Here is a 6,226-nt window from a genome sequence, read left to right on the forward strand (position 1 = left end):
ACAAAAATATACACAATAATCCGGAAGGAAGAAAATTATCAATCGGTAAATTCTATAGCCTGATAGATGGAAGAGCTTTACTTTCATAAGTCAATAATAATGTGTAGTTTTGCATTCTAAATATAGTTATTAGTATGGAATATAATACAGCAGAAAAAACGCTGCCTTTGCCTGAGTATGGACGTAATATTCAGAATATGGTGGACTATTGTGTCACGATTGAAGACCGTCAGGAACGCAAGCGTTGTGCAGATACAATTATAAATATAATGGGTAATATGTTTCCCCATTTGCGCGATGTGAATGACTTTAAGCATATTTTGTGGGATCATCTTGCCATTATGGCAGATTTCAAACTGGATATAGATTATCCCTACGAGATAGTGAAAAAGGAAGATTTACATTCACGACCTTCGAAAATTCCTTATGGAAATGCTCGTATCCGTTATCGCCACTATGGAAAAACGCTGGAGCAGATGATCCAGAAAGCAACAGAATTGCAAGAAGGCGAAGAACGTGATCAATTGATTAAACTTTTGGCTAATCAGATGAAAAAATCTTTTCTTGCCTGGAATAAAGAATCTGTAGATGATGAAAAGATTTTTAAAGATTTACACGAATTATCCAAAGGGAAAATCTCACTTTCTACGGACGAATATAAACTAACGGAAGTCCGTGACCTCCTGGCCAGAAATAATACGAATACCAATCGTAAAAATCATTCACGCAAAGGAAGATGAGTTCGTTTGTTATAGAGGGTGGATACCGCATGTCGGGAGAGATTACACCTCAGGGCGCAAAAAATGAAGCTTTGCAGGTGATCTGTGCAACTCTCCTTACCGCCTCCAAAGTGGAGATTGCGAATGTTCCCGATATTCTGGATGTAAATAATCTTATCCAACTCCTGAGAGATATGCGGGTCAAGGTCGAGCGTGTTTCTTCTGATGCATATAGTTTTCAGGCAGATGATGTGGATCTGGATTATTTGAAAACGGAAGAGTTCCTCCGTAAAAGTGCTTCATTGAGAGGCTCGGTTATGATAGTTGGCCCTTTAATTACACGATTTGGAACCGCTTTGATCCCTAAACCCGGAGGAGATAAGATAGGGCGAAGAAGATTAGATACGCATTTTGTAGGTATTCAAAAATTGGGTGCCGAGTTTAAATATGACCCGCAGCGATTAGTTTATGAGATAAATGCGAAGCGTCTGAAAGGAGCATACATGCTTTTAGATGAGGCTTCAGTGACGGGAACTGCCAATATATTAATGGCAGCCGTGCTGGCAGAAGGGGTTACAACTATCTATAATGCGGCCTGTGAACCGTATTTGCAACAGCTCTCTATTCTGTTGAATGCAATGGGCGCTCGTATTTCGGGGGTGGGGTCTAATCTTCTTACAATAGAAGGAGTAGATGAACTGCATGGGGCGATGCATACGATTCTGCCTGACATGATTGAAGTGGGTAGTTTTATCGGTATGGCTGCTATGACCGCTTCTGATATAACAATAAAGAATACGCGCTATGACATGCTTGGTGTTATTCCTGACTCATTTCGTCGTTTAGGAATTACAGTAGAGCAAATCGGTGATGATATCCATGTCCCGACTCATGAATCATATGAAATTGATACGTTTATAGATGGCTCTATTATGACTATTGCAGATGCGCCCTGGCCGGGATTGACACCTGACTTATTGAGCGTTTTCCTTGTTGTGGCTACACAAGCAGTAGGGAGTGTGTTGATCCATCAGAAAATGTTTGAGAGCCGTCTGTTTTTCGTTGACAAACTGATTGATATGGGAGCGCAAATTATTCTTTGTGATCCGCACCGGGCAACCGTTATTGGCTTGGGGAACAGGTTCAAATTAAGAGGAGCTACTATGGCATCTCCCGATATTCGGGCAGGTATTGCTTTGTTGATCGCCGCAATGAGTGCGGAAGGGACAAGTTGTATTCATAATATAGATCAGATTGATCGTGGGTATCAGGATATAGACAAGCGTCTGAATCAATTAGGAGCCCGTATTACCCGACTGTGATGATTAGAAAAGAAGATATTGTAAAAATAGGTCAGTTTGCCAAACCGCATGGTATTAAAGGTGAGATAGCTTTAGTGACTTCCTTTGATTTGTTTGATGCGGATGGTGACTTATATATCATTTGCGAATTAGACGGTATTTTTGTCCCTTTTTTTATTGAGGAATCCAGGTATAAATCGGATTCGGTTGTGTTGTTGAAATTAGAGACATTAGATTCGGAAGAAGATGTAAAGCCTTTTACAAACAAGGATGTTTACTGTCCTAAAGATTGGGTTGAAAATACAGCGATTGATTCAGGGATCACGTGGGATAATTTTATTGGATATAAAGTGTTTGATACGCAACGTGGATATCTGGGAGAAATAGAAGATATCGACGATAGTACGTTAAACGTCATTTTTCAGATTACTCATGAACAAATGACATTGTTGGTTCCGGCTGTGGAAGACTTTATTGTCAAACTCGAACAGGATAAAAAAAGTATAACGATGACAATCCCTGAGGGGTTGTTTGAGCTATAGCAAGTTAATAAGCGTAAAAGGGCTGTCCGGCATATACTCTTTTTACTACTTTTACGTTTCAAATAATTAGAATGGCAAGAAAACAGCGGAATAAAACGACAAAATCATTCTGGCACAGAATCCGATTTAAATATAAGTTGTCTTTTTTTAATGAGACGACGTTGGAAGAGGTTTGGTCTTTCCATCTGTCTCAGTTGTCTGCTTTTGTATCATTAGCCCTGTTTGCTTTTCTGTTGATTGCTGTGACGGCATTTATTATCATAAAAACACCTATAAGGAATTATCTGCCTGGATATTTAGATGTTGAAATCCGTAAAGAAATAGTCGACAATGCATTGCGTGCTGATTCTTTAGAACGTATGTTGGCTATTCAGTCTTTGTATCTGAATAATGTTACCGGTATTCTGTCCGGTACTCTTCCTATTGATTCTATTAAAAGGATTGACTCCCTGGCGCAGACTGATGTAAATTATGATATACCTCGCTCAAAGACTGAGACTGAATTTATTAAATCCTTAGAAGAAGAGGAAAAGTATAATCTTACCGTATTAAATCCTGCAGCGTCTGTTGCTGATGGTCTGTTTTTTTATAAGCCTGTAAATGGAGTTATCACAGCGAATTATGAGGCCGATATCAGGCATTATGGGGTGGATATTGCAGCGGAACTAAAAGAGAGTGTGATGGCAACTTTGGATGGTACAGTGGTGTTTACGGGATTTGATCCCAATTTTGGGAATGTGATCCAGATTCAACATACAAATGGTTTTTTATCTATATATAAACATAATGAGTTGATTTTAAAACAACAAGGTGATGTGGTTGTTGCCGGAGAGGCGATTGCGCTTGTAGGTAATACAGGAAAATTATCTACCGGACCTCACTTGCACTTTGAATTGTGGTATAGAGGAACACCGGTGAATCCGGAAGAATATATTGTTTTTTAAAATTCATGAAAAGAAAATTAGCCATATTAGGCTCAACCGGTTCGATAGGAACGCAGGCGCTTGAAGTCGTTAGTGAACATGCGGACTTGTTTGAGGTTTATGCAATAACAGGGAATAATCAGGTTGATTTGCTGATAAATCAAGCCCGGAAATTTATGCCTGAAGTTGTCGCCATTGCAAATGAACAAAAGTATCCAGAACTAAAAGAGGCTTTGGAGGATTTGCCTATTAAGGTTTGGGCAGGTGCAGAAGCTATCGCCCAACTTGTCCAGTTGGAGCCTATAGATATGGTTTTGACAGCGATGGTTGGTTATTCAGGGTTAAAACCGACGATTGCAGCGATAAAAGCAGGAAAGGCGATTGCTTTAGCCAATAAAGAAACATTGGTTGTCGCCGGAGAACTGATTACAGCGTTAGCCGCAGAGTATAAAGTTCCTGTAATACCTGTTGATTCCGAACATTCTGCTATTTTTCAGTGTTTAGTTGGTGAATACCAGAATCCCGCTGAAAAAATAATTTTAACAGCTTCGGGAGGGCCTTTTCGTACATTTTCTGTAGAAGAGCTGGCTCGGGTGACTAAGTCTGATGCGCTTAAACATCCGAATTGGACGATGGGAGCTAAGATAACAATTGATTCAGCTTCTATGATGAATAAAGGATTTGAGATGATTGAGGCAAAATGGTTGTTCGGACTCTCGCCGGAGCAAATTCAGATCGTGGTACATCCTCAATCAATTATTCATTCTATGGTGCAGTTCGAGGATGGAGCCGTAATGGCTCAATTGGGTCTGCCGGATATGAAATTGCCTATAAGTTATGCCTTTTCTTATCCCAAACGCTTGTTTAGCAAAATGCCCCGGTTGGATTTTATGAACTATGCTTCGTTAACATTTGAAGAACCTGACGTGGCTCGTTTCAGAAATCTTGGATTCGCTTTTGAGGCCGTTCGTCGCGGAGGAAATGTGCCTTGTGTCCTGAATGCTGCAAACGAAGTGGTCGTTGCTGCTTTCTTACAGGATAAAGTAGGCTTTTTGCAAATGAGTAATCTGATAGAGCAGGTAATGACGAAGGTTGATTTTGTACAGAATCCGACGTATGATGATTATGTATTGACCGATGAAGAAACAAGAAAGATAACATCGGAATTGATTTGATATAAAAATAAAAAAAGAAATAAAGACAGATGGAGACATTTTTAATAAAGGCATTGCAGCTTATCCTTAGCTTATCAATATTAGTAATAGTTCATGAATTCGGACATTTTCTTTTTGCACGTTTATTTAAAGTAAGGGTTGAGAAATTTTATTTGTTTTTCGATCCCTGGTTTTCTTTATTCAAATTTAAACCGAAGAACAGTGATACGGAATATGGAATAGGTTGGCTCCCCCTTGGCGGCTACTGTAAGATTTCGGGGATGATTGATGAGAGTATGGATAAGGAGCAAATGGCAGAGCCTGCGAAGCCTTATGAGTTTCGTTCTAAGCCCGCGGGGCAGCGGTTGCTGATAATGATCGGAGGGGTGCTGTTTAATTTTCTACTGGCCTTGTTTATTTATTCGATGATTCTCTTAGCTTGGGGAGATTCCTATATGCCAATGAAAAATCTCAAGATGGGGCTTTCTTACAGCGAACCTGCTAAGAATATCGGATTTCAGGATGGTGACCTTCTCTATAAAGCCAATGACGATGTTTTGGAGCGCTATGAGCAAAACTCGATTCGAAAAGTTATTAATGCTAAAACAGTAACAGTGCTGAGAGATGGTGTCGAAACTGTTATTCCCATTCCGGAAGACATGATGCAGCGTTTGATGCGCGAAAAAACCTATTTTGCTTCCGCTGATAGATTTCCTATGGTGATCTCTTCTTTATATGAAGAAGAATCTCCGGCGAAAGTAGCCGGACTTATGGCTAATGATAGTATTGTCTCCTTTAATGGGGTGTCTGTGCCGACATTTGTAGAAGCAAATGAATTCTTAGATCAAAATAAGAATGCGGAAGTAGAGGTTGGTTTTTATCGTAACGGAATGAAACAGACGGTTGTGCTAACTACAACGGAGGAAGGAAAGTTGGGAGTTTATGTGAAATCGTTGGCTGATTTCTTTCCTTTGGAAACGCAAACATATGGTTTTCTTGAATCATTTCCGGCAGGAATAAAACTGGGCGTAAATACTTTGAAAGGATATGTTTCTGATATGAAGCATGTTTTCTCAAAAGAAGGAGCAACAAGCCTGGGCGGATTCGGTACGATCGGGAATATGTTTCCAGCAAAATGGGATTGGAGAAGATTCTGGGAACAAACCGCCTTTCTTTCCATAATATTGGCTTTTATGAATATTTTACCAATTCCGGCATTGGATGGAGGGCATGTTATGTTTCTTTTATATGAAGTTGTTACGCGTAGAAAACCGAGTGATAAGTTTTTGGAATACGCTCAAATTACAGGAATGTTTTTACTGTTAGGTTTGCTTCTTTATGCTAACGGGAACGATATTCTTCGAATGTTTGCAAAATAATTTTAGGAGTAGGGGGTAGTGCTTTTTACTTAGAAAATCATAACTGTTTTTGAATTTGTGAAATTCGGAATGATTATTTCTTCAAAAATAGTTGTAATAATATTTGGATTGTATGTTAAAGAGCACTACTTTTGCACCCGCAATCAGGACGAAGGTTGGGTTGCAAAAAGTTCTTTGAAAGATTTACATGATCAACAAAAAGTAGTAC

General features: G+C 39.4%; 6 protein-coding genes. All 6 read left to right on the forward strand.

Annotated elements, in window-relative coordinates; translation table 11 throughout:
* The first annotated feature begins 134 nt into the window (after window positions 1-134).
* The 6 genes from PHT93_RS08115 (at window position 135) to rseP (ending at window position 6,018) form a co-directional block, all read left to right on the forward strand.
* Window positions 135-740, forward strand: coding sequence for a DUF4290 domain-containing protein (locus PHT93_RS08115; RefSeq protein WP_300241612.1), 606 nt, complete (start codon window positions 135-137; stop codon window positions 738-740).
* On the forward strand, window positions 737-2,041 hold the full coding sequence (gene murA, locus PHT93_RS08120) for a UDP-N-acetylglucosamine 1-carboxyvinyltransferase (RefSeq protein WP_300241615.1): 1,305 nt from the start codon (window positions 737-739) through the stop codon (window positions 2,039-2,041). The genes PHT93_RS08115 and murA overlap by 4 nt, the downstream gene beginning before the upstream one ends.
* Window positions 2,041-2,562, forward strand: coding sequence for a ribosome maturation factor RimM (gene rimM / locus PHT93_RS08125; protein WP_300241617.1), 522 nt, complete (start codon window positions 2,041-2,043; stop codon window positions 2,560-2,562). Before murA ends, rimM begins: the two co-directional genes overlap by 1 nt.
* 71 nt (window positions 2,563-2,633) lie before the next feature.
* Window positions 2,634-3,506: a M23 family metallopeptidase gene (locus tag PHT93_RS08130; RefSeq protein ID WP_300241618.1), complete on the forward strand. Its 873-nt coding sequence runs from the start codon at window positions 2,634-2,636 to the stop codon at window positions 3,504-3,506.
* Between the two features lie 5 nt (window positions 3,507-3,511).
* On the forward strand, window positions 3,512-4,660 hold the full coding sequence (locus PHT93_RS08135) for a 1-deoxy-D-xylulose-5-phosphate reductoisomerase (protein WP_300241620.1): 1,149 nt from the start codon (window positions 3,512-3,514) through the stop codon (window positions 4,658-4,660).
* 29 nt (window positions 4,661-4,689) lie between these two features.
* Window positions 4,690-6,018 carry an RIP metalloprotease RseP gene (rseP, locus tag PHT93_RS08140; protein WP_300241623.1) on the forward strand — a complete coding sequence of 443 codons (1,329 nt, stop codon included), beginning with the start codon at window positions 4,690-4,692 and terminating at the stop codon, window positions 6,016-6,018.
* Window positions 6,019-6,226 lie beyond the last annotated feature (208 nt).

The sequence above is a fragment of the Massilibacteroides sp. genome (assembly GCF_028705895.1).
Taxonomy (GTDB): Bacteria; Bacteroidota; Bacteroidia; order Bacteroidales; family Tannerellaceae; genus Massilibacteroides.